This is a genomic window from Marinobacterium sp. xm-g-48, from assembly GCF_013282925.1.
Lineage (GTDB): Bacteria > Pseudomonadota > Gammaproteobacteria > Pseudomonadales > Balneatricaceae > Marinobacterium_E.
Map to the genome: position 1 here is coordinate 11,454 of NZ_WBYQ01000011.1, position 23,222 is coordinate 34,675.

Annotated in this window: 18 protein-coding genes; 13 read left to right on the plus strand and 5 right to left on the minus strand. The window is 42.2% G+C overall.

Annotated features, from left to right (window positions below; genetic code table 11):
- Position 1 precedes the first annotated feature (1 nt).
- Genes XMG48_RS11735 through XMG48_RS11745 form a run of 3 tightly spaced genes read right to left on the minus strand, consistent with a single transcriptional unit; the run spans position 2 to position 2,000 of the window.
- A complete protein-coding gene (locus XMG48_RS11735) occupies positions 2-652 on the minus strand; it encodes a HEPN domain-containing protein (protein ID WP_173482265.1) in 651 nt (216 codons plus the stop codon).
- Positions 649-1,098, minus strand: a complete 450-nt coding sequence (locus XMG48_RS11740; RefSeq protein ID WP_173482266.1) for a hypothetical protein — start codon at positions 1,096-1,098, stop codon at positions 649-651. The genes XMG48_RS11735 and XMG48_RS11740 overlap by 4 nt, the downstream gene beginning before the upstream one ends.
- Positions 1,095-2,000, minus strand: a complete 906-nt coding sequence (locus tag XMG48_RS11745) for an ADP-ribosylglycohydrolase family protein (protein ID WP_173482267.1) — start codon at positions 1,998-2,000, stop codon at positions 1,095-1,097. Before XMG48_RS11745 ends, XMG48_RS11740 begins: the two co-directional genes overlap by 4 nt.
- A gap of 351 nt (positions 2,001-2,351) precedes the next feature.
- Between XMG48_RS11745 and XMG48_RS11750 the strand changes: the two genes are divergently transcribed.
- From XMG48_RS11750 to XMG48_RS11780, 7 genes are all read left to right on the plus strand, one after another.
- Positions 2,352-3,959, plus strand: a complete 1,608-nt coding sequence (locus tag XMG48_RS11750; protein WP_217363853.1) for a DEAD/DEAH box helicase family protein — start codon at positions 2,352-2,354, stop codon at positions 3,957-3,959.
- Positions 3,960-3,961: 2 nt separating this feature from the next.
- Positions 3,962-5,692, plus strand: a complete 1,731-nt coding sequence (locus XMG48_RS11755) for an ATP-binding protein (RefSeq protein WP_173482269.1) — start codon at positions 3,962-3,964, stop codon at positions 5,690-5,692.
- Positions 5,679-6,605: a phospholipase D-like domain-containing protein gene (locus XMG48_RS11760; protein WP_173482270.1), complete on the plus strand. Its 927-nt coding sequence runs from the start codon at positions 5,679-5,681 to the stop codon at positions 6,603-6,605. The genes XMG48_RS11755 and XMG48_RS11760 overlap by 14 nt, the downstream gene beginning before the upstream one ends.
- Positions 6,598-7,104: a hypothetical protein gene (locus XMG48_RS11765; protein ID WP_173482271.1), complete on the plus strand. Its 507-nt coding sequence runs from the start codon at positions 6,598-6,600 to the stop codon at positions 7,102-7,104. The genes XMG48_RS11760 and XMG48_RS11765 overlap by 8 nt, the downstream gene beginning before the upstream one ends.
- Before the next feature lie 105 nt (positions 7,105-7,209).
- Entirely contained in the window at positions 7,210-8,172 is a 963-nt protein-coding gene (locus XMG48_RS11770) for a DUF4007 family protein (protein WP_173482272.1), read from the plus strand.
- On the plus strand, positions 8,172-11,522 hold the full coding sequence (locus XMG48_RS11775) for a hypothetical protein (protein ID WP_173482273.1): 3,351 nt from the start codon (positions 8,172-8,174) through the stop codon (positions 11,520-11,522). Before XMG48_RS11770 ends, XMG48_RS11775 begins: the two co-directional genes overlap by 1 nt.
- A gap of 2 nt (positions 11,523-11,524) precedes the next feature.
- Positions 11,525-12,421: a phosphoadenosine phosphosulfate reductase family protein gene (locus XMG48_RS11780; RefSeq protein WP_173482274.1), complete on the plus strand. Its 897-nt coding sequence runs from the start codon at positions 11,525-11,527 to the stop codon at positions 12,419-12,421.
- A gap of 5 nt (positions 12,422-12,426) precedes the next feature.
- Here XMG48_RS11780 and XMG48_RS11785 read toward each other — a convergent pair whose 3' ends face one another.
- Positions 12,427-13,539: a cysteine desulfurase family protein gene (locus XMG48_RS11785; protein ID WP_173482275.1), complete on the minus strand. Its 1,113-nt coding sequence runs from the start codon at positions 13,537-13,539 to the stop codon at positions 12,427-12,429.
- 9 nt (positions 13,540-13,548) lie between these two features.
- On the minus strand, positions 13,549-15,561 hold the full coding sequence (locus XMG48_RS11790; protein WP_173482276.1) for a DNA phosphorothioation-associated putative methyltransferase: 2,013 nt from the start codon (positions 15,559-15,561) through the stop codon (positions 13,549-13,551).
- A gap of 598 nt (positions 15,562-16,159) precedes the next feature.
- Here XMG48_RS11790 and XMG48_RS11795 point away from each other — a divergent pair.
- The 6 genes from XMG48_RS11795 (at position 16,160) to XMG48_RS11820 (ending at position 23,221) form a co-directional block, all read left to right on the plus strand.
- Positions 16,160-17,875 carry an acetolactate synthase 3 large subunit gene (locus XMG48_RS11795; protein WP_173482277.1) on the plus strand — a complete coding sequence of 572 codons (1,716 nt, stop codon included), beginning with the start codon at positions 16,160-16,162 and terminating at the stop codon, positions 17,873-17,875.
- A 3-nt stretch (positions 17,876-17,878) separates the two neighbouring features.
- Positions 17,879-18,370: an acetolactate synthase small subunit gene (ilvN, locus tag XMG48_RS11800; protein WP_173482278.1), complete on the plus strand. Its 492-nt coding sequence runs from the start codon at positions 17,879-17,881 to the stop codon at positions 18,368-18,370.
- 153 nt (positions 18,371-18,523) lie between these two features.
- Positions 18,524-19,528, plus strand: a complete 1,005-nt coding sequence (locus tag XMG48_RS11805) for a BMP family protein (protein ID WP_173482279.1) — start codon at positions 18,524-18,526, stop codon at positions 19,526-19,528.
- A 20-nt stretch (positions 19,529-19,548) separates the two neighbouring features.
- On the plus strand, positions 19,549-21,135 hold the full coding sequence (locus XMG48_RS11810) for an ABC transporter ATP-binding protein (RefSeq protein WP_371731483.1): 1,587 nt from the start codon (positions 19,549-19,551) through the stop codon (positions 21,133-21,135).
- Positions 21,132-22,247 carry an ABC transporter permease gene (locus tag XMG48_RS11815; RefSeq protein ID WP_173482280.1) on the plus strand — a complete coding sequence of 372 codons (1,116 nt, stop codon included), beginning with the start codon at positions 21,132-21,134 and terminating at the stop codon, positions 22,245-22,247. The genes XMG48_RS11810 and XMG48_RS11815 overlap by 4 nt, the downstream gene beginning before the upstream one ends.
- A complete protein-coding gene (locus XMG48_RS11820; RefSeq protein ID WP_173482281.1) occupies positions 22,247-23,221 on the plus strand; it encodes an ABC transporter permease in 975 nt (324 codons plus the stop codon). Before XMG48_RS11815 ends, XMG48_RS11820 begins: the two co-directional genes overlap by 1 nt.
- The last annotated feature ends 1 nt before the right edge of the window (position 23,222 follow it).

Here is a 23,222-nt window from a genome sequence, read left to right on the forward strand (position 1 = left end):
TTTACACACCTACAACAGGATAATAGGGATCTCCCCAAAGGGTATCAGGGTGTCTCATCATGATATCAATGATTATCGGAACTAAGGTCTCAAGCATACAAACACCATCTTTAACTTGTGCTCTGTTAGCTCCACTGTTCCAAGTTGCTCCACCATGCATTAATTGATTTCTAAGTGTGTACAGTCGGTTGAAAATTATTGATAAGACAGTGACGGTATCTTGGTTCGCGAGACTTATTCCTGCTTTTGCTTTAGCTGCTCTAAAGCTCTCTTGCCAAGTTGCTTCCTCAATTTTTCCATTATGGAAATCCCAGAATGGTTGGTAAACAAACTGGTTATCGAGGAGCGCTCTGACTTTGCTGCTGAATTGAGTCCAAAGGCAGTCATAAATAATATTTTCTTCATCAAGGGTACAGATTTTTGAAAAAAACTGAGTGAACTGACTTTTTTCTGCTTCTCTGTAATGTTGATCGATCTCAACAGCGTAACAAGCATTAAACGAGATCCAAAAATAAATGAATTTTGAGTCCTGGTCTTCAGCTTTTTCAGCTCGATCCAGCCAGCTGAGAGCTCTGTGTGTTCTTAAGGCAAGGTTTTGATGAAATCCCTCACGATGCTCCCTTTGGTAGGTTTTCAGTTTGATGTAATTCATATTAAATCCCTGTTCTGATATCTCATGTATCCAGGTGCATCATGCAAAAGTTTCTCGTGCTTTGCCTCGTCACTATCCTCATAGAATACGAGTAACTCATCTTTTTCTAAGGTACTTACTGTTGATTTAAACCATTCAACATAATCAGGGTTTTTATCAAAACCATCCTTCAATGCAGCACCGAAGTAATCTATGAAGCTATCCGTAAGTTCCTCTGTGGTTTGATAGTTTTTTGCCCAGTCTGCGCCAAGAGAATATTTATCGCAGCTTCCTGAGGTAATTGTGTAATTGACAGGCCATTGTCCGTTATCAGCTATTCCAATCTCAAAACGCCAATACATCCCGCTTGGAGACATCCCGCTGAATAGATAAAGCGACTCATATCCACGTTGATGTAATTCCAGCATCATTTTTAATACTCTAGATGGCATCATTTCTTGATTCATAGTTCGGCGCCAAGAGTTTTTAGTTGTTCTGCAGTGTGTTTTATCCTTTTGTATTCAAATAAAACATCCAACCAGTCTTGAGGGATTCCAGATAAACCGTAGTATGCTCCAGCAATTTGACCACATACTGCTGCTGTGGTGTCCGAATCATCACCTAGGTTTGCTGCTTTAAGAACGGCTTCTTTGAAGCAGTCGGTTGTTTCAAATGCCCAAAGAGCAGCTTCAATTGACTCAACAACATAGCCACTTCCCTTAATCTCTGTATCTGATTTGTGTATATAGGTTCGTTTGCACAAGTCATGAAGAGGTCTTGTTGAGTGCGTCGCTGAAAATCCATCTATTAAATGAGCTTTAGAGATATCTTCATTTATTGCTCTGAAAAGGATGTGACCTAATATTTTGCAGCATTCAATTGCTTCTAAGGCTTGGTGTGTTGTTCTTGATGATTCAGCCGCATAATGAATGGTTTGAGTGTAGTCGGAATTATATAAAAGAACTATGGGAGCAAGACGCATGATAGAGCCGTTACCAGCGGTTTTAGGATCATCAGAACCTGCGTATGGATCTCCAGTCTTCTTATACTTAGACATGGCTTTAGCTACTGTTTTGCCGACACCAAAGGCGCGCGAGCGTGTAGAGTTGTAACCCTCATTCCCCCAGCGCCAGTATCGCTCCATTTGATCTTTTGCATCAAATCCACGGCAGGCAATTAAGCTATCAGCCAGGCATAGAGCCATTGCAGTATCGTCTGTCCACTCACCAAGCTGCATTTGGAATTTTCCGCCTGATTTCATGGTTGTAAGTGGATCAAACCTGCCTCTTTTGTAAAATTCTACAGGTGCTCCCAAAGCATCGCCTACAGCTAAGCCAATTAATGACCCTAATGCCTTAGATGACTTCATGTAAATTCCATCTTTAAAAACAAATAGTAAAACATGTGGTTTATAACAGGTCTACCTAGGTAGACGTTGTTAACCTTGTAAACTTGAGTTAGTTTTATGACTAAGGCTTAATTTAAATAAAAGAAATTTTCTAATCAGTTTCGAGAAGTATCATTCCATCAAGATTTATTCAGATAGTATGAGATAGATAGTAAATGTGGTGAGCAAACAAGGAAGCTCATCTAGTCAGTTTGGTTTCGTCACCACTAAAAGATTCGGATCGATTACTAACGCATTACTACCAATAGAGGGGTTTTCATATACATGAGTCGGCTTCACACAATTCTAAAAGGAATGTCTACGCCTGAGCTGGTGAACATCTACGGCCATGAAAGTGTTGAAGCAATCGATGCTCTTCTCGGAAATGCTGTTACTGTGAAAAACCTAATTCAACTCATAGATAACAAATATGGAACACAGCTTCTTTCAAACAAAGATCTTCGATTAGCCGTAATTAGAAGGCTTAAGCCAGAAGAGTTTTCTTATGTTCTGTCAGGTGATTATGACCCAGGTTATAAGTTGTCCGAGACGGATGCGTTGAGTCTTTTGAATATGAAGTGGGGAAGGACTCAGGTATTGGCTCAACGGCTAATCAATGTTCTTGGTTTAGATGAACATTACCTGCCACCTGTGAAAGACCTAAAGCCAGATCATGTAAATGTAGAACCTTCCGTTTATTTGTACCCTCATCAATTAAGATTGAAGAACCATTTCGTGAGAGAGATTTCAGGTTCAACTAATAAGCTTCTGATACACATGCCTACTGGCGCAGGTAAAACAAGGACTTCTATCGAAGGTGTAATTGAGGTTTGGAAATCATTTTCAGATAGAAGCAAAAGCATTATTTGGATTGCTCATTCTGAAGAGCTCTGTGAGCAAGCCTTTGAAACGTTTGAAAAATTATGGCGTGTTAGGGGAGATACTAAGATAGATATAGTTCGACTTTGGGGTAGTCACGCTCTTTCTGATAATGCCGAGTCTACCTCAGGGAAAATCATTGTTGCAGGCTTCCAAAAACTGTACTCAATGATTACTTCAGAAAAAAATGAAGTTTTCAAAAGTATCTCATCTTTGAAACAAAATTCTGCAATTATTGTTGTGGATGAGGCGCATAAAGCGATAGCCCCTACTTATAAAGCTTGCATAGAGTATTTATTTGACCCTGATGAGACAAAGCTAATTGGGTTGTCAGCGACACCTGGGAGAGCTAAAGATGATATCTACGATTCCATTAATTCAGAAACGCACCAGTTAGCCTCTTTCTTTGATAACAATAAGCTTGGCATTGTTAACTCTAAAGGTGAGGAAGTTGCGGATCCGATTTCGTATCTTCAAGAAAAAGAATTTCTAGCGAAGTTAGTGAGGAAGCGAGTTTCTACAAATATAGAGTTGCAGCTTACTGATAAAGAACTCAACTTCGTATCTGATTTTCTTGAATTGCCAGATTCAGTATTGAAAAAACTTGGCGAGAATGAAGAAAGGAATGCATTGATTTTAAGTGAGGTGGCTGCACTTAAAATGAAAAATAAACAAATTATCTTATTCGCAGTAAGTGTAAAGCATGCCCGACTTCTCAATGAACTATTGAATCTTAAAAACATCCCTTCGAGGTGTGTAGATGGTCAAACATCACCTTACGATAGGGAGCAAGCAATAGCTGACTTTAAAAATGGAAACGTATCCGTTTTAGTAAACTATGGTGTTCTCACAACTGGATTTGATGCACCTAATACAAATGCTGTTGTGATTACGCGGCCAACGGGCTCACTAGTTCTTTACTCTCAAATGATCGGTCGTGGTATCAGAGGAAAAAAAGTAGGTGGCAACGAAGAGTGTTTTTTGGTGGACTTGGAAGATAATCTAATGGGCTTTCCATCGGAAAGTCTTGCCTTTACTCACTTTAATAAAGTTTGGAAGTAATAATGAACAATTCAATAGTACCTGCTAGTACAGCAATACAAACCTTCAGAGATGCTGGCTATAAAAATACAGCCAGTGCACTAGCTGAGCTTATTGATAATTCAATAGAAGCAAATGCTAAAAACATTCAAATCCTGACTCGTGAAAGTGAAGTTCAAGCAGCTAAAAGGGTTACGACAAGAATTTCTGACATCATGATTTATGATGATGGCGACGGGATGTCAGCAGATACGCTTGGAATATGTTTACAGTTCGGCAACGGTACTAGGCTTGAATCCCGTAAAGGTATAGGACGTTTTGGTATTGGTTTGCCTAATGCTTCAGTAAGCCAGTGTAGAAGAGTTGAGGTTTACTCATGGCAAAATAATTCGTGCCATCATACCTATCTTGATGTCGACGAAGTAAAGGATAGCCAGCAACAAGAAGTTAATATTGTTAAAGAATGCAAAATGCCTTTTGAGCTTTTAAAAGACATTGAGGGAGAGGTCGGTCAGAGTGGATCTTTAATAGTCTGGAAAAAGTGTGACCGTTTAGATATTGCCCGCGCTTCCACTTTATTTAAGCGAATGGAGTCTGAGCTTTGTCGCGTTTATCGCCACTTTTTAGATACAGATGATACTTATGGCAAGCAGCGAAAGATTAAGTTAATAAATACTGGTAAAGAGCGCTCAGTTACAGATCTTCATGCAAATGATCCGCTTTACTTAATGGTTCCTAATACCGTTCCTGGATTCAAAGACAAAGCTACAAACATACTTCATGGGAATGTGATTTCTCTTATGCTTCCTTACAACGAAGAAGGAGATGAAGCTGAGGTTCAGTTGAGGTTTTCGGTAGCGCTTCCTGAAACACAAAAACTTGGTGGCGGGTCTGATCTAGGACGTCATTACAGATCTAATACAGGTATATCCTTTGTTAGGGCGGCTAGAGAGATTGATTTCGGAACATTTGGTTATTTCAATCCGCAGGATGAAAGGCATCGTTGGTGGGGCTGTGAAGTGCGTTTTGAGCCAATATTTGATGAGGTGTTTGGTGTAACCAACAACAAACAAGCAGTTCGCGGTATTCACTTTATCGATATGAAGGAATTCAAGTCTGATCATGATGATTGGGAGTTGATGATTAAAGAAGATCCAAAGTTAGCTCTTAGGCAGGAGCTATCGAAGCGAATCTCAATTGAAATTAAAACTCTCGAAGAAATCATAAAAAGTAGAGGCAAAGGAACAAGGTCTTCAGAAAAGTCATCACTACCAGACAAGCCCTCAAGAATTGCTAATAAAGAGCTTGAAAATAACAAAAAGGACACTAAGTCAAAGTTAGAAGGTGAAGCTAAAACCAAAGAGCAAATGCAACAAGAGTGGATTTCATCTGTCATGGATAGCGACACATCTTTGACAGAAGAAGAAGCTAAAGAGATAGCTAACAATAAAATTGATTTGATTGTAGAAAAATCTTTTAGCTCTTGGCCTGGAGCGCAATTCTTTGCAGTTGAAACAACAGGCATGACTTGTAATTTAGTTATTAATAGAAAGCACCCTTTTTACACTGAGATGTATGAACCGTTGATGTCAAACGATGAGCATAGATACATAGATGCTCTAGATTTGTTGATGATGGGATACGCTAGAACCCAGGATGAATTGTTTGAACGCATAGATGATATTGATGAGATAAATAACACTTGGGGGTCTCACGTGAAGAGTTTCTTAAAGCAATTAAATGCTGATGCCTGAGGCTCGACTATTATCTGGTGAAGAACTGGCTCAAAGAGTTTCAGAGTCAGTTCAAACTGCCGATGGTGAGATATTCATTGTTTCAGCGTATTTGAAGCTCGCTGCCATTGAGTGGGTGGCATCCAATATTTCCCAAGATGTTCGGGTGCATGTTCTGAGTAGATGGAATAAGGCAGATTTAGTTAGTGGTGCATCTGACCTCAGTGTTTTTGAATTTTGTAAGTCGCTCGGTTGGTCCTTTTACATTGAGCAAACACTTCATGCCAAAGCTGTACTAGTAGATAAAAAGTTTTTGGCTCTTGGAAGTTCAAACTATACAAACAATGGATTAAGCCTTTTTGCTTCAGGTAACAAAGAGCTAAATATTGAGGTTTTTCCATCGAATGAAGAATGTACACGAATACGTAAGTTTTTTTTAGATGCTTATGCCTTGAATACGCCTATGTTCAATATTCTCAAAAAGGAAGTTGAGAGTGCTCAAGCAAATTTAGAAAGCAAACAATCTAACACCTGGAGCAGCCAGGTAAGCGAGTGTTTTCTACCAGTAGTAGATAAGATTTGGACTGATGAATGTTTGCGACTCGGACCATCCTGCTTTTTTAATAAACCTTCAGACGATATGGACTATAGTCATGACAAATCTTTGTGGAGCGGAGCTCCATCCTTAGACAAGTTTATGGCGCTTAAGATTTTTAAGTGGTTATCTTCTGTTGTGGAAGAAGAAAATGAACCTCTCAGGTTCGGTTACCTATCATCTAAGCTTCATGATGTTTTGATAAATGACCCCAAGCCTTATCGGAAGGACGTGAAGGAGTATTTAAGAGTTTTGTTAGAGTGGATTGAGTATTACGAAATATATCAAATCCAAAAACATGCACACACTGTAAGTTTGCAAAGGATAAAAAATGGCTAAGCCCACCGAGCAGGATGTTCTTTCGTTTCTCAGAGAAAGACCTGGACTTAAGGCTTCTCAGATGATTTACATCTTGAACTGTAAAAGGTCTGAGGTGAATTCCGTTCTTTATTCCCTTCTTTCTAAGAAACTAGTTGAGAAGGATGATAAGTTTTGTTGGTTTCTGAAAAGCGATTCTGTCGCTGCAACGCAAGTAAAGACAGAAACTAACAAGAATGCACTCATTGAAAGTTTGCCTGATTACAATTTTGTCTTGGAGTCTTTCAGAGGTAATTCATTATTTCATTTTGAGCATAGTGAAAATACTCTTCAGATTAAACTAAATACAAATCATCAGTTTTTTCAAAGAATTCCACCTTCACAACTTGAAGAAACGATGAATTATTTAGAGCCTTTATTGGTAAGTGCAGCTATGTCTCTAGAAAAACATTACTACGAAGCAGATCTTATAGAAGAGATAATAGACGATTGGGGTACTATTCTGATGTCAAAGCTTTAGTTGTGGTACTTATCGCCTAGGTATACGTCTTCATAACTGAATATAAATACAGTATCATGTTGCTCCTGGACACATTCTCCAGTCTAAGTGTTGACTAGGTAACTTATGAAATTCAAATTTACAGGCCATGATACTTTCCCTTTACGACATGGTTGGCTCTTCAAATCAATAAATCTTATTGAAAACAATGTGTTACTTTCAGCTTCTGATGTGGCAAAAGCTGAACAAGCAATCACGGCTCTTGGTGTGGGTAAGAATATGGTCAATGCTATTAAGTATTGGGCTGAGTCTACCCATGTAATCAAGTCTGTGATTGAAAACAGGGTGAGTGTTCAAAAGATTACACCTGTTGGCGAGATGATCCTTTCAGAGAAGAAAGGCTTTGATCCATACTTAGAAGATATTGGAACTATTTGGTTAGTTCACTTTCTTCTCAATTTTGACGAAGAAAGCCTTACTGCTTATCGGTATTTCTTCAACTACTCAAATAATATCTATTTTGAGAAAACCAAACTAATCGACGACCTTTATGATGATGCAATGCTGCTTTCAAGTAGAGTTTCAGTTGATGCTGTTACCCAGTTAAAGAAAGCTACTTTGAAAAAAGATGTAGATTGTTTTCTCTCAACTTATGCATCTAAGCCTAAAATTAATGCGGGTAAAAAATCTAAAGCAGCCGATGAAGATTACTTTGCATCCCCTCTTACTGAATTGGGTTTGATTCGTGACCTAGGTAGAGGTTACTTCCAATGCGAGGTTTCGGATCGTCCTTCGCTTCCTATTAACATCTTCTTGTTCGCTCTTGTGAATTTTTTCAAACACATTAATAAAGATTCAAGTGTTAATACGGTGAGTTTCGAAGACTTGCTAACTAAGCCTTTATCGCCTGGTCGTATTTTTAAACTTTCAGAATCTGGGTTAGGTCGGTTGCTCGATGAGGCTGTACTAGCCACAGACAATGAAGTGTTTTGGATCGATTCACTTGGCTTGAAACAAGTTTCGGTCGAGCAATCCCTTATAGAAGAACCAGCAGATTTACTGAGTGATTACTACAGGAGATCTAAATAATGTCTGCTCCTATTTCGATTAGCAATCACTTCAAGTCCTCTGCTCGTGTAACTGAAGCAAACTTCAATCATGAGCTGTTTTTAGAGAATTTCATTGCTCACGGTACAGTAATTCAAACGATTGAGAGTCTTGGTGCTGAAGTAAATGGTACTCAACAAAGAGCTTTTACTGTCACTGGTCCATATGGCTCTGGTAAATCTACATTAGCTTTATACTTTGATTGTCTTCTATCAAGTGATGACAACATCAGACGTAAAGCTCTAGATAAAATGGACTTGATTGGGGCAAGTGATAGGTTTCAAGAAAATTTCACTTACAAATCTGGTTGGCGCGTCGTTAAACATTTATGCGGTCTCTCATCACCAGTTAGCTCAATAACTGAATCAATAGTCGGCAATATTTGTCCATCTTTACTGCCCAAGCATGACCTGTCAGAGGATGACTGCCTGTCTATTCTCAAACTCGCATTCGATAAAGCTGAAGATTCTAATGATGGAGTTCTTATCATTATCGATGAAATGGGTAAGGCGTTAGATTATCAAGCAAGCGTGGGTGGGGATCTTCATTTCTTTCAAGCTTTCGCAGATCTTATCCAGCAGTACACTAGCATCATAGCTATAGGCTTTCTTCACCAGTCTTTCGCTGCTTACGCTAAAGGACGTGATTCAAGTACCCAAAATGAGTGGGGTAAAGTTCAAGGGCGCTACAAAGACTTTGGATTCAATCCAAGTATTGAAGAATCAATTTATTTGGTTGGAGAGTCTTTTACTGTGGAGCCCTCGCTTCATGTGAAGCTAAAAGATGTTGGCTCTGATCTTATAGATTCTGTATTGAAAGACTTTGAGCTGGGTGGTCGTTCGACTTTTGAAAAGGTCTTACCTATAGATCCTGTAGTTGCGATGCTTCTTGGTCCTATATCAAAACAAAGTTTTTCGCAGAATGAGCGCAGTCTTTTCAGCTTTATAGCAACGCATGAAAAGTATGGCTTTCGTGATTTTGTAAATAATGTATTTATTAGTGATGCCAGTGAGAAACTTTATGGCACTGATGCGTTGTGGGATTACTTATACAACAATTTAGGGCATGTAATTTCTGCATCTAGTGAAAGTAAAGCGTGGCTTGAAGCATGTGACGCAGTAAAAAGGGCTTCGATACATGGAACTAATATCCATGTATCTATTGCTAAATTAGTAGCTCTATTCACCGTGATGGGTACTCGAAGCGGTCTATACGCAAGAAAAGACTTTTTAATAGAATATTTCATCAACTCTCCTGGTACTAATTATTCTGAATCAGAAGTGTCTGAAGCAATCACGTTTCTTGAGTCTAAATCGATAGTAATTTTCCGTCATGCTTACGGTGCTTACCATGTATTCAGTGCCAGTGACTTAGATATCAATCGTTTGATTTTAGATTGGATTGAACGAATAAAAGACGGCTTAGACTGGGTTTCCTCGGTTAATACAGAAAAATTAATCTTGGCTAATGCTCACTATCATAGAACAGGGGTGATGCGTTGGGCTGAGACTCAGGTTGTAAGCTCGGTTGAGCAGGTCAATATACCTTCAGGCAAAGTAGGCGCAGCTTTTGTAAATTTCATCATCCCTACAACAAAAGGCTTGAGCGAGAGGCTCGTAGAACAATTTTCTGATAATGCTTATGTTGTTGTTGCTGAATATCCCAATACTGAGGCACTCGAAAGAGCAAGTGTTGAACTTATTGCTCTGCAAAAGTTAGCTAAGGAAGAGTCTGATAAGTTAAGTCGAGACCCTATAGCCAAATCCGAAATTGAAACTAGAGAAAGTGAGGCTAAATCCAATATTGAGAAGGTATTGGAAGAAACCCTTGATAAAGCTGCTTGGATATATCGAAGTCAATCTATTCAGCGTGCTTCTCTCACCTCTATAGTGAGTATCATCGCGGATCAGATCTATACTCTATGTCCACCAGTTCAAAATGAATTACTTAATCGTATGAAGTTGTCTGGAACTTCAAACTCAGCATTAAATAAACTAATGCTGGCTATTCTTTTTGATGCTGATGAAGTGAACTTGGGGCTTCCCACTGAAACATTCCCACCAGAGAAAGGGATATTTCTCAGTTGCTTAAAAGATAAAGGTTGGCATACGCCTGATAAGGAAGTTCCATTCTGTGGCAATTGGTTTGATATTAAAGATGCTGACCAGCTCCAAGAGTCACACCGTCTTTCATTCACACTATGGAAATCTGGCTACGAATTTATAAAGAGTGGAAGCGAGCTTAAAGTAATTCAAGATCTATATGATTACTGGATGAGTCCTCCCTTCGGTCTAACACTAGGGCTATGCAAACTTTACGCGATGGCACTTTTAAAATCTTTAGAAGGGCACTTAGCATTTTATGACTTCGACTCAACTAAAGATTGGATTTATATTCCTGAATTAGACGAGGAGCTGGTAGGTAAGCTTTGGCGTTATCCGTCCGAAGCTGCAGTACGTTATTACGAACTAGCAGATACAGATATCAGTTTGGTAAAACAGATTGCAATTGCTTCTGAAAACGTAAGTGATGAGTCGATTCTGAGCACTGCACGTTCTTTAGTAAAGAAAATGCATGCAATTCCGAGTTGGGTAAAAAGAACTTCAGGTCACAATTTATTTAAAGCTGGTGGAGAAGATCATTTAGATCCACTAACAAAGCGTTTTAGAGACCGTGTACTTGCAGCAAAAGATCCATACAAGCTTATACTTGAGGATATCCCTACAATTTTTGGTAACAGAGATGATATTAGTTCCAAGCTGAGTAATTGCTTATCTAGTCTATTTCAGACAGATACAAACTTATCATCGTATTTTAAAAATACATTATTGGAAATTTTAGGAGCAGCTCCTGGCCCAGACTTAACGAGAAGGTGTGAGTTTGTTGCTGAAAATGCTAGCAGACCAGAGATAGAAAACTTTGCTAAGCGAGTTGCCAAGTGGAGCAGTAATGAAACGCAACAAAATCTAGATGAGCTAATATCGCTTTTAGTTGGAGTTCGCAAAGACAGTTGGACAGACGAGCGTATAAGTGAAGGTTATGAAAAGCTCAGAAATTTGTCTGTTCAATTTAAGCGCTATGAAACATTTGCTGACTCAGAGAGCCGTTCTGATGCAAATACATCTCCAATATCTCTAATATATAAAGATTCAAATGGAGACGTAATCGAACTTGAACAATTCGTTGATGCTAAAGCACTAGATTCAAAAGAGCTAAAAGCACTCGAATCTAAATTGACTGAAGATCTTAATGAATTGAACAACTCTCATCGCGTATCCGTACTTATGGCACTACTTGCTAAAGAGATGATGCCCATTAGAGGCAAGGAGTAGTAATGGAGAAGGTAAAGCATGTATTAGGTCTGTCTGGCGGCAAAGACAGTAGTGCTCTTGCGCTATACATGAAAGAGACTCGCCCTGATTTAGACATAGAATACTTCTTCACTGATACGGGTTATGAACTGCCTGAAACAAATGATTTCATTGATCAGCTTGAGGCTAAGCTTGGCCATATTCATCGTTTAAATGACAAGTCTCTCAATGGAATCGAAGGTAGGGGTGAGCTTGAGTTTAGTTCCCTATTAAAAAAGAACGGTAACTATTTACCGTCTCAACGAGATCGATGGTGCACTGTAGAATTAAAGCTTAAGCCATTTGAAAAGTGGGTCGATGGCTTCATTGCAGAAGGCTACAAAATTAAAAATTATGTAGGCATTCGTGCAGATGAACCTCATCGAACTGGTTTTATGACGATTGAAAAGCCAATTGAAACCATTATGCCTTTCCGAGACGACGGTATAGTTAAATCAGATATCGTTAATATTCTTCGAAGAAATGGTCTTGATTTACCCGAATATTACAAATGGCGTTCTCGTTCTGGGTGTACTTTTTGTTTCTATCAGCAAAAGATCGAGTGGCTTAAGTTGATGGAGCATCATCCAGATCTTTTTGAAGAAGCTAAGAAATTTGAAAAGGGTGATGACGAGAGTTCAACAGTCGGTGAGCGTTTCTATTGGATGGGCCAAGGTGAGCCACTAGAAACTCTTGAAGATCCAGCTCGACAGGCTCAAATCCGCGAGAACCATGAGAAGAAGATTGCTAGATTCAACAAAAAGAAACGTCGTAATGCTCTTCTTGAAGATCCCGATATTATCGCCTGTACTTTGACAGACCTCGATGAAGCTTATGATCTAGCAGAAGGCGGTGGTGCGTGTATTACTTGCTACAAGTAGCGTAATTAACTGTATTTCCTGATTTCGCTTACAAGAGCTTCAATGTCTGAACTATTTAATTTGTGATGAAAGCTAATTCTCAAAGTTCTCTCACCAAGATCTCTATTAAGCCCAATAGAAGCTAATACATGAGATATTTCAACCTCTGTTGATGAGCAAGCTGATCCTGTGGTAAGGGCAAATTTATTCGTAGTGTTTCTTAATAAAGCTGCTACGTCAGTATCAGGAAGCGTAAGGGATACTAGAGAGGGTATACCCACACCGTTGACTTGATGATTAACGCCTTTATTTGTAAGGCAATTAATTAGAAACTGTTTGTAGTTTTGTTTTTTTAGATTTGTGTAGGACTGTGAAAAAGTCTCTACTGCTTTACCAGTGCTAACTATGAGAGGTCCAGGAAGAGTGCCTCCTCGAAGTCCTTCCTCTTGGCCAGCGCCATGAATTACAGGGTTCATTGGTAGTGATCTGCGATCTCTAATGTAAAGAGCTCCAATACCTTTAGGTCCACCAATTTTGTGTGCTGACAAAGAAAGATAGTCGAGATTCATATCATCAACATCAATCTCTTCTTTCAAGTAGCTTTGTGCTGCATCTGTATGGAACTTGATGCCATGTTCATAGCATAGATTGCCAATCTCTGAGATTGGGTTAATGGTTCCTAGTTCGTTGTTCACATGCATTACTGATACAAGGCTAGTGTCCTTTTTGATCAGTGCTTTGATTGCATCAGCCGTTATGATTCCATCTTTGTTTGGTGGTACGAGTGAAACCTCAATATCAGAATCTCTAGAGAGGTAATCTGATATTGCCAATATGCACTTATGTTCAATAGAAGAAATGATCAGGTGTCTTTTGTCTTTAAATTTAGAAAGGCTGAAATGACCCTTGAGTGCAAGATTGTTTGATTCAGTTGCTCCGCTTGTAAAAACAATTTCACTAGGAAGTGCACCAATAGAATCAGCTATTAATTCTCTTGATATATCTATCGCATTAGATGCCAATTCTCCCGCTCCGTGAGTAGAAGATGGGTTTCCAAAGAGTTCGATTGAAGCGTCAATCAAAGCTTCCTTAGCTTCTGGTAACATCGGATAAGAAGCAGCTGAGTCAAAGTAAATCATTTAATAATCTTAACGTTTGTAAAATCTATAACCACGTAGATCAAAACCCATATTTTCAATAGAGATCATAAGTTCTTCTCTAGTAGGACCGTAATCTTTCGTAGATTCCATGATACCTAGTTCTACTAGTTTTTTGTCGAAACTACGCTGTTTTTTAAAGTCTTCAAAACTGTCATCTATAAATTTGCTTTTCCAGTAAAGGGCTGGGGGCTTGAATGGAGGTACGTAGTCGAAAAAATCTACATCTTGTTTTCTAAGATTAACCTTGATTCTTTCTATCAGCAGTGGAAGCGGACTCGACTCAAATTCGTCATAGACCATGAAGCTAACTTTGCCGCTATGAATGTGAATCTTAATAAGATTTACACTTTCTAAATCACCATACAATTGAATCGCACAGTTAACATAGATGCGTAATGTTAGAGGAAGAACATCCAGGAATTTTTTATGAAAAATTAAATGTCTATTAGGTCTAAAATCACAAGCGCTGAGAATTTCACTAGCATTCGAACACTCTTCAGAAATAATTTCAGTATTGGCTATTGAAAACAAAGCTTCTTTTGCTGACTCATTAGCCTCTTTGTAATTTCCAAAAAATGTTTTGATGTCCGCTTGAAGGGATTTAGGAAGTGATTTGTATGGTTTCCTCTTACTAAATAGACCAAGTGCAAAGTATAGAGTTAAATCCTCTGTACGCATTGCTGCAGCTAGTTGTAAGTCTGTTATGTCAGCAATGCTATCTAATACTTTTAGAGCTTTTTTAGTGCTACCTATAGTGTTTTGTAAATCTTCAATAGACTCAAACTCGGTCTCTACTGGAAGGCGTCCATATGTGAGGCAACATTCCCAGAACTGATCTAATAACTGCTTATGCTTTACGTAAATAAGCTCGTTACGCCCAACTCTCTCAACGTCCTGAGTAATATGGTTCCAAGTGATATTTCGCTTATTACGATTGAGTAGAAATTCTTGTTCGGCTATTTTGTCTTTGAATACAAAAAACACTCCTGGAGCTGCTGCTATAGCTTCCGTGTCTAATGTTCGTTCAATGAAACCCTTTAGCTCAGCCTGTGTGTAGTATTTCTGAAATGTGTTTTTTGATGTGAGTACCCCATCTTTGTAGGGTTTGAATTTTGATATAACGCTCTCGCCAGCAATCATTGCACTTACTACTGTTAGCTTGCGGCTAAGCGAATAAGCTTTTTGTAGTGCTTCGATTCGCTCATCAATGTTTTCAATGACATTGATCACAAATCCTATATTGACTAAATCAGCATTAAATATTTCTTCGTCTGGTCTAAAGTTTGGATCCCATCCAGATGCTGAGAGCCCATGAGCTTGTAGTTCTCTTAGATCATCCCCTCGTCCACATCCATAATCGAAAATTGAATCCTCAGGCTTTAAAAATCCATGTTTAGCTAAAATTTTAAAGGGGGTTGAAAGCTCGTATCGAATAATTGCAGTCAGGTGCCTATCAACTTTATGTTCTTCGGTATCTAACACTCTTTCTGATAATTGCTCGAGATGTCCATCTATTAGCTCATAGCCTTTTTGCTGAATGAGTCTTTCCCATGTCTCTTTGAATCCAATTTTGAACGGGTTCTCATAGAGACCAATCATTTCACCCTCTTTAGTGATCTGACAGAACTCTTCGTATTGTTTGTGGTTTTCAGAGACCATCAACTCTTTACGGTGAAGTATGGGAGGGTTTTCTGATTTTTGGTACGAGGTTGTTCTGCTCGTAAGTTTTTCCAAATCTACTAGTGTGCTTTTAACAAGAGGGGGGTAAGAATTTGAAAAGAACTCTGGATAAGAGAGTAACGAAACTTTGAATTCCTTTCTGAATAGTTTTACAACGTCCCAATCATCATGGATTTTTAATGCATCCGCTATGTTTTGAATGACTTTGAAAATTGATTCGTATTTTTCAGACAGCAGAGATTTATGAAGATAAATAGCATCGGGTAGTTTTTTACCGTGCCTTATTTGGTTTATGAGCTTGCTGTAATCGTCATGATTCATTTGATTAACTTATCATGATTATAAGGCACTGTTGAGGCTGAGATTGAGAAAGGTATTTTCTCGGTGATTTGTTGAGTATCAGTCTTAATTTTAATCATTTCTTTGAACTGACTTTGATAGCCATGTTCGCCCCGTCAATTCAGGGTTCGGATTAAAGCTGACCTGATACCAGTATCAACCTAAATTTGAAATAACACCTCCTTGAACTATAACTCGCACAATGGAGTCGCGCTAGCAGGAGGACGGATTTTTGTGAAATTGTCGAAATCGTTGAAAAGTTGCTCTTTTTTTAGACAATTTAGCCGCCACGACGGTTGAAGTTACTGCGCTGCAGTGCGAAAATTTAAAGCTTCCTGTTATATGCAAATAACCCCGCGTATAGCAGACGTTTAAAAGGCTTACTAAGCATTACCCAGCTCAGGTCTAACGCTGCTGATAGAGAGATCCTTGTTTCAGTGGTATCGAGTGCTTTTTGTGTTAGCGCACACCCGTATTGATGACGTTTTGGCGGACAATCCCGCTGGCGCTGCACCCACTCATTCATGAATCAGACAAAGACAGAGTGTTGAATAGACAACACAATATTGAGGGTAAAAAGGTGGAACTACTTTCAGGTGCGGAAATGGTCGTACGCGCTCTTCGTGATGAAGGCGTTAAGTACATCTACGGCTATCCTGGTGGCGCATTGCTACACGTTTACGATGCGATCTTCCAACAGGATGAAGTTGAGCACATTCTTGTTCGTCACGAACAGGCAGCAACACACATGGCGGATGCCTACGCTCGTGCAACTAACAAAGCAGGTGTCGCGCTAGTAACTTCTGGCCCAGGTGCAACGAATGCGGTGACTGGCATCGCAACGGCTTACATGGATTCGATTCCAATGGTCGTGATTACAGGTCAGGTTATGAGCTACCTGATCGGTGAGGATGCATTCCAAGAGACGGATATGCTTGGCATCTCTCGTCCGATCGTTAAACACAGCTTCAGTGTGCAGCGTCCAGAGGATATCCCTTCGATCATTAAGAAGGCATTCCACATCGCACAGAGCGGTCGTCCGGGTCCAGTGGTTGTAGATATCCCTAAAGATATGACGACGCCAACTGAGCGTTACCCATACGACTACCCAGCAAACGTGAAAATGCGCTCTTACGGCCCTATCAGCCGTGGCCACAGTGGTCAGATCAAGAAAGCCGTTGATATGTTGCTAGCGGCTAAGCGTCCTGTGATCTACACCGGTGGTGGTGTCATCATGGGTGACGCAAGCGAAGAGCTGGTTAAACTGGCACAAGAGCTTAACTACCCAGTGACTAATACCCTAATGGGTCTTGGCGGCTACCCAGGTACTGATCGTCAATCATTGGGCATGCTGGGTATGCACGGTAGTTACGAAGCCAACATGGCAATGCACCACTCAGACTTCATTCTGGCGGTGGGTGCGCGATTCGATGACCGCGTTACCAACGGCACTGATAAGTTCTGTCCTACGGCGCGCATTGCACACATCGATATCGATCCTGCGTCGATCTCTAAGACGATCGATGTGGATGTGCCGATTGTAGGTCCTGCTAAAGCGGTTCTTAAAGAGATGCTTGAGTTGGTGGCTGAAGCGAAGACTCAGCCAGATGCTGAAGCGATCGCAAACTGGTGGAAACAGATCGATGAGTGGCGTCAACGCCACGGTGGCCGTTTTGAGCTAGGCGACAAGATGAAGCCTCAGCAGGTTATCGAGATGCTCTCTAAAGTGACTAACGGTGATGCGTTCGTCTGTTCTGACGTTGGTCAGCACCAGATGTTTGCGGCTCAGTACTACAAGTTCAATAAGCCAAATCGTTGGATTAACTCGGGCGGCCTAGGCACCATGGGCTTTGGTCTTCCGGCTGCGATGGGGGTTAAGTTGAACTTCCCTGACGCTGACGTTGCCTGTGTTACCGGTGAAGGCTCTATTCAGATGAATATCCAAGAGCTATCGACCTGTAAACAGTACGATCTGCCAGTGAAGATCATCAACCTTAATAACCAATCATTGGGTATGGTTCGCCAGTGGCAAGATATGAACTATGAGTCACGTCACTCGCAGTCTTACATGAAGTCACTACCAGACTTTATCAAACTGGTTGAATCCTACGGTCACGTCGGTATGAAGGTGGAGCGTTACGAAGATCTAGAAGGCGCAATGCGTGAAGCGTTCGCCATGAAAGATCGTCTAGTCTTCATGGATATCTATGTAGATCCATTTGAGCACGTCTACCCAATGCAGGTTCCACGCGGCTCTATGCGTGATATGTGGTTGAACAAAACGGAGAGGACTTAAACGATGCGTCATATCATTTCAGTTCTTCTAGAGAACGAACCCGGTGCACTGTCACGTGTTGTTGGCCTGTTCTCGCAGCGCAACTACAACATTGAATCGCTCACGGTAGCCCCAACTGAAGATCCAACGCTGTCTCGTTTGACAGTAACAACCATCGGTAATGACCGTGTTGTTGAGCAGATCACCAAGCAGTTGAACAAGCTAATCGATGTCGTGAAGGTTGTTGACCTATCGGAAGGCGATCACATCGAACGTGAAGTTATGATGATCAAGCTGAAAGCAAATGGTCAGATGCGTGCAGAGATTAAGCGTACTGCGGATATCTTCCGTGGCCACATCATCGATGTGACGCCGAATACTTACACTGTTCAGTTGATTGGTGATTCGGCTAAGCTGGATGCCTTTATTGCAGCCTTAGGTACCGCATCGATTCTTGAAGTGGTTCGCTCGGGCGTATCCGGTATTGCTCGCGGCGAGAAAGTATTGAGCGTTTAACGCATTTCATACTTCGAAAATCCCGGCTTTTGCTGGGATTTTTTTTGTCTAAAAATAGACTTGTTTGCCTCTCTGTTTAGGGATAAGGTTGACTGATCGGTCCAGATTTCTGATGACCAATCAAACTTCGATCACAAATAAGGAACACCAATAATGAAACGTGTAGTTTTGAAAACACTCGCTCTTTCAGTAGCGGTAGCTTCAGCATCGGCTCAAGCGGCAGACCTAAATCCAGCTGTTGTTTTTGACATGGGTGGTAAGTTCGATAAATCGTTTAACCAGTCTGTTTATAACGGCATGGAGCGATTTAAAGAGGAGAGCGGTGTTAACTACCGTGAGTTCGAGGTGACTAATGCATCACAGCGTGAACAGGCGATCCGTCGTTTTGCGCAGCGTGGTGCTAACCCAATCATCAGCGTTGGCTTCGCCCAAGCTGCGGCCGTTGATAAAGTGGCCGGTGAGTTCCCAGATGCACGCATCACTCTGATCGATATGGTGGTTGATAAGCCAAACGTTCAGTCAGTTGTCTTCAATGAGCACGAGGGTTCATTCCTTGTCGGTATGCTTGCCGCAATGAAATCAGAAACAGGGACTGTCAGCTTTGTCGGTGGCATGGACATTCCACTGATTCGTAAGTTTGAGTGTGGTTATGCTCAGGGTGCTCAGTACGTTAACAAAGATATCAACGTGATCCGTAACATGACCGGTACGACGCCAAGCGCTTGGAATGACCCAGCGAAAGGTGCTGAGCTGGCTGTTAGTCAGTTCGACCGTGGTTCTGATGTTGTCTATGCAGCAGCGGGCGGTACGGGCGTTGGTGTCTACCAAGCTGCGGCTGACTCTGGCAAATACGCAATTGGTGTCGACTCTAACCAGAACTACCTGCAGCCAGGTACGATGCTAACCTCTATGGTTAAGCGTGTTGATGTAGCGGCGTATAACTCGCTTAAAGCGATGCAGGATGGCACTTGGCAAGCGGGTTTCCAAGCGCTTGGTCTAGCGCAGGGCGGTGTCGATTGGGCACTTGATGAGCACAACGAAGCGCTGATCACCGCTGAGATGAAATCGGCTGTTGAAGCTGCGAAAAAAGCGATCATCGCTGGTGAAATCAAAGTTCACGACTACATGAGTGACAACAGCTGTCCAGCACTCGACTAAGATAGAGGTCTAACCGAGTGGTGACACAACCTATACAGGATCCCAATCGGGATCCTGTTTCTTATTCAATTCAGTTAGCGAAGATTAATAAACACTTCGGTGCCGTCAAAGCCAATGTCGACGTTGATCTGAATGTCGTTAAAGGTGAGATACACGCCATCGTTGGTGAAAACGGTGCCGGAAAGTCGACACTGATGAGTATCCTCTATGGGTTTTACGAGGCCGATAGTGGTTCTATCTATGTGGATGGCAAAGTGGTCAGTATCACTGACTCGAAACGCGCTATCGAGCTAGGGATTGGCATGGTCCATCAACACTTCATGTTGGTGGATAATTTCACGGTACTTGAGAATATCGTGCTGGGCGCTGAGGGTAGCTGGTCTTTAACGCATTCACTCGCTAAAGCACGTAAAAAACTGCAAGAGATCTCAGACTGTTATGGGTTGAATGTTGATCTGGATGCGGTGGTTTCACATCTTCCAGTCGGTTTGCAGCAGCGTGTAGAGATTCTTAAAGCGCTCTATCGTGACGCCAAAATTCTGATTCTGGATGAGCCTACCGGTGTTTTAACCCCTCAAGAGGTTGATCAACTCTTTGCGATTTTAAAAACACTTAAATCACAAGGTGTCAGCGTTCTACTGATCACCCATAAGCTGCAAGAGGTGATTGCGATCAGTGATCAGGTCTCTGTTATGCGAGCTGGGACCATGGTGGCGACCGTAAACACTGCGGAGACCAGTCGTGAAGCACTCGCTGAGCTTATGGTCGGCCGTAAGGTTCTGTTACGGGTAGATAAACAAGAAGCAAACCCGGGCGCAGCGCTTCTTAAAGTAGATTCGCTAACCTGGCGTGATGACACCAATGTGCCTCGTTTGGACGATGTCTCGTTCAGGGTGAGTGCGGGTGAAATTGTTGGTGTTGCTGGTGTATCTGGCAATGGTCAAACCGAACTTCTAGGTCTGTTGTCGGGCATGCTCGATGTGCAGCAGGGGCAGATTAATATTGAAGGGGTCTGCATTGATGCTCAGCATCAAATGACGCCTAAACAGATTCGTCACCTCGGTGTCGGACATGTGGCAGAGGATCGGCACCGTGATGGTATGGTGGGTGCGTTTAGTGCAGAAGAGACGGCCATCATGGGCTTTCAAGATGAGCCGGAGTTTAATGGCTCGATTCTGCAAAATCGCTCCGCCATCACTGAGCACTGTCAGGAGTTAATGAGTACCTTTGATGTGCGCCCAGTGGATCCCAATCTCAAATCGGCCAGTTTCTCTGGCGGTAATCAGCAAAAACTCTGTATCGCACGTGAGATGAACGCCGCACCTAAGGTGTTACTGGTGGGACAACCGACACGTGGCGTCGATATCGGTGCGATCGAGTTTATACATCAGCAGATTGTTGCGCTGCGTGATCAAGGAAGTGCTGTGTTAGTCGTCTCTGTAGAGTTAGAAGAGATCCTGTCGTTGTGTGATCGAGTGCTGGTGATGTCAGAAGGGCGCATCGTGGGTAATGTGTTGGCTTCAGAAACCGATGCGCGCTCGTTAGGGTTAATGATGTCCAGCTCAAGAAGCGGTGATCAAATGGATCAGCAGGGGGGGCAATCATGAGTCGTCGTGCAAAGCTCCCTGCTTGGGCAGACATTGGACTAATTCCGTTAATCAATGTCTTGTTGGCGTTTTTGTCAGCCGGTGTTGTGGTGGCTCTGATTGGTGAAAGCCCATTAGAGGCGGTGCAAGTGCTTATTCGTGGCGCCTTTGGCTATGACGAAGGGGTTGGCTATACGCTCTACTACACAACCAACTTTATCTTTACCGGTTTGGCGGTGGCCGTCGCATTCCATGCGGGGCTATTCAATATCGGCGGTGAAGGACAGGCCTACATTGGCGGTTTAGGTGTGGGGCTGATCTGTCTCGCTTTAGATCATCTTTTGCCATGGTGGGCTCTGCTACCTCTGGCTATTATTGCTGGATCCTTATTTGGTGCTGCTTGGGCGTTTATACCCGGCTATTTGCAAGCTTATCGCGGCAGTCATGTGGTGATTACCACCATTATGTTCAACTTCATTGCGTCTGCATTGATGGTCTATCTATTGGTGAATGTGCTGATTCAACCGGGTTCGATGTCACCAGAGACACGAGCGATTGCTCCCGAATCGACACTGCCGCTGATGCATGAGTTCTTTGCGTTTTTTGGGATCAAGATTACTCAAACGCCGCTTAATCTGTCTCTTTTTGTTGCACTATTGGCTTGTCTGTTTGTCTGGGTGCTTATTTGGAAAACTCGTTGGGGCTATGCCATTCGCATGATCGGTTTCAATGAGTCAGCTGCGGTCTATAGCGGAATCAATCCAAAACGAATGGTCGTCATTGCGATGATGATTTCAGGCTCTTTGGCCGGATTGGTCGCAATCAACGAGGTGATGGGGGCACAAGAGCGTGTAGGTTTAGACTTCGTCTCTGGTGCTGGGTTTACTGGCATCGCTGTCGCCTTGATGGGGCGCAATCATCCTTTGGGTATTATCATTGCTAGCTTGCTGTTTGGCGCGCTATTTCAGGGTGGGGCAGAGTTGGCGTTTGAGTTTTCAACCATCACACGTGATCTTGTTGTTGTGATTCAAGGCTTGGTCATTCTGTTCTGCGGTGCTCTGGCCTACATGATGCGTGGACCGCTGGAGCGACTCTTTGCATTGGTTTCCCGCTCAAGTCAGGAGGAGCGATAATGGAGTTTTCTGTTCAGTTAATCTCTGCATTAGATTCCACACTTCGTCTGGCGGCACCGTTAATTTTATGTGCCATGGCCGGTCTCTTTTCAGAGCGCTCGGGCATTGTAGATATCGGCTTAGAGGGCAAGATGCTAGCGGGTGCCTTTGCTGCGGCGGCAATGACGGCTGTAACGGGTTCGGTCTGGTTAGGTCTGCTTGCTGCCATATTGGTCTCAATTATGATGGCGTTACTGCACGGTTTTGCCTGTATCACCCACCGAGGTGATCAGGTGGTCAGTGGTTTGGCTATCAATATCTTAGCGGCCGGTTTGACTGTTGTGTTGGGCATCGCTTGGTTCCGTCGCGGCGGGCAGACACCCTCTCTTACATCAGATGAACGCTTTGGTCCGCTAACCTGGCCGTTGAGTGAGTGGTTGTCGGGTGTGCCGCTGCTAGGGTCCATCTATACAGAGCTACTCAGTGGGCACAATCTGTTGGTCTATGTCGCTTTAATGGCGGTCCCGCTGACCGCTTGGATTGTTTTTAAAACTCGTTTTGGACTGCGTCTTCGTGCAGTCGGTGAGAATCCGCAGGCGGTTGATACCGCCGGGATTTCAGTCGCTTGGTTGCGTTACCGTGCCGTCATTATGGCGGGTCTGCTCTGTGGTTTAGCAGGTGCTTACCTCTCTATCGCGTTGGGTGCAGGTTTCATTAAAGATATGTCGGCCGGTAAGGGTTACATCGCCTTGGCCGCACTTATTTTTGGTAAGTGGCGTCCATTCCCCGCACTCTTCGCTTGTCTTCTATTTGGCTTCTTAGAGGCCGTTGCAACCCGCATGCAGGGGGTTCAACTGCCCGTTGTTGGCGAAATCGATGTGCAGTTGATGCAGGCACTTCCTTACATTCTTACCGTTATTCTGTTGGCGGGTTTCATTGGTCGGGCGATCGCACCTAAAGCGATTGGTACCCCTTACAGTAAAGATCGAGCATAAC

Bases quoted from the DNA above. Each gene is read 5' to 3' on its own strand.
- XMG48_RS11735 (WP_173482265.1), bottom strand. From the start codon at position 652: ATGAATTACATCAAACTGAAAACCTACCAAAGGGAGCATCGTGAGGGA.
- XMG48_RS11740 (WP_173482266.1), bottom strand. From the start codon at position 1,098: ATGAATCAAGAAATGATGCCATCTAGAGTATTAAAAATGATGCTGGAA.
- XMG48_RS11745 (WP_173482267.1), bottom strand. From the start codon at position 2,000: ATGAAGTCATCTAAGGCATTAGGGTCATTAATTGGCTTAGCTGTAGGC.
- XMG48_RS11755 (WP_173482269.1), top strand. From the start codon at position 3,962: ATGAACAATTCAATAGTACCTGCTAGTACAGCAATACAAACCTTCAGA.
- XMG48_RS11760 (WP_173482270.1), top strand. From the start codon at position 5,679: ATGCTGATGCCTGAGGCTCGACTATTATCTGGTGAAGAACTGGCTCAA.
- XMG48_RS11765 (WP_173482271.1), top strand. From the start codon at position 6,598: ATGGCTAAGCCCACCGAGCAGGATGTTCTTTCGTTTCTCAGAGAAAGA.
- XMG48_RS11770 (WP_173482272.1), top strand. From the start codon at position 7,210: ATGAAATTCAAATTTACAGGCCATGATACTTTCCCTTTACGACATGGT.
- XMG48_RS11775 (WP_173482273.1), top strand. From the start codon at position 8,172: ATGTCTGCTCCTATTTCGATTAGCAATCACTTCAAGTCCTCTGCTCGT.
- XMG48_RS11780 (WP_173482274.1), top strand. From the start codon at position 11,525: ATGGAGAAGGTAAAGCATGTATTAGGTCTGTCTGGCGGCAAAGACAGT.
- XMG48_RS11785 (WP_173482275.1), bottom strand. From the start codon at position 13,539: ATGATTTACTTTGACTCAGCTGCTTCTTATCCGATGTTACCAGAAGCT.
- XMG48_RS11790 (WP_173482276.1), bottom strand. From the start codon at position 15,561: ATGAATCATGACGATTACAGCAAGCTCATAAACCAAATAAGGCACGGT.
- ilvN (WP_173482278.1), top strand. From the start codon at position 17,879: ATGCGTCATATCATTTCAGTTCTTCTAGAGAACGAACCCGGTGCACTG.
- XMG48_RS11805 (WP_173482279.1), top strand. From the start codon at position 18,524: ATGAAACGTGTAGTTTTGAAAACACTCGCTCTTTCAGTAGCGGTAGCT.
- XMG48_RS11815 (WP_173482280.1), top strand. From the start codon at position 21,132: ATGAGTCGTCGTGCAAAGCTCCCTGCTTGGGCAGACATTGGACTAATT.
- XMG48_RS11820 (WP_173482281.1), top strand. From the start codon at position 22,247: ATGGAGTTTTCTGTTCAGTTAATCTCTGCATTAGATTCCACACTTCGT.